The sequence below is a fragment of the uncultured Vibrio sp. genome (assembly GCF_947488985.1).
GTDB lineage: Bacteria > Pseudomonadota > Gammaproteobacteria > Enterobacterales > Vibrionaceae > Vibrio.
The window spans coordinates 1-734 of the sequence record NZ_CANLBV010000258.1 but is presented as its reverse complement, the minus strand read 5'-3'; the positions used below and the strand labels follow the sequence as shown (position 1 = coordinate 734).

Below are 734 nucleotides of genomic sequence, written 5' to 3'. Positions count from 1 at the left end.
CTTATCATGATGAACGTGGGGCAATCCAACTCCCCAACCGTACCGACTGCCGCGCCTAAACCCCCGCCTTATCAAGCTTATCAAGACATGATGAGCAACGCTAAATCAGCCTCTCACGCGCTCAATTATGCGTCTCAGCTTGCCCCTTATGGGGCAAGCGCCCCACAAGGCTGGACATTTGAGTCCTTGCAATTGCAAGGCAAGGAGGTGGTCGCTACGTTGAATCGTGATGACGATGGGTTACTGAGTTATGCCTCGACTTGGTTAAACGCGCACCCACACGGTGATATCGCAACGTTAAACACGAAGACTCTTGTCTTTCGTCTGCCTATCGAGCACACGCTTGAGGCGTGGCGTGAGCGCATGGTTCCGTTTTCGTTTCATTACACGCTCGCGGATGCGCTCACGCAGCTCGGCTGGCTGGTAAGCGACACGAAAAACAAAGAGGCATTGACCTCTACGTTAGTGCTGACTCTGAAAAAACAAGACGCGGTGGTGAGCGATTGGCGCTCGCTAGGCACTTTATTTGCCTCTTTGCCCGTCAGTGTCACGCAAATGCACATGACACCGAACAGGGATGGGACGTATCAAAGCGAATTGGTGTTACATTTTACAGGAGACAATGAATGAAACCGACCAAAGCACAACTTCAAATCAGCATACTGGTGGTGAGTGTATTGGTATCTGGCACTCTTTGGTGGTTACGCGATAACGCGCCCCCTTCTGCGCCTAAG

The 734-nt window shown here is 51.8% G+C and carries 1 protein-coding gene; it reads left to right on the top strand.

Translation table 11 applies throughout. The annotated features are described in order from the left end of the window. The coding region (locus Q1A70_RS20225; protein WP_299697651.1) for a hypothetical protein at positions 1 to 630 on the top strand (630 nt) is incomplete at its 5' end. Positions 631 to 734: the final 104 nt, after the last annotated feature.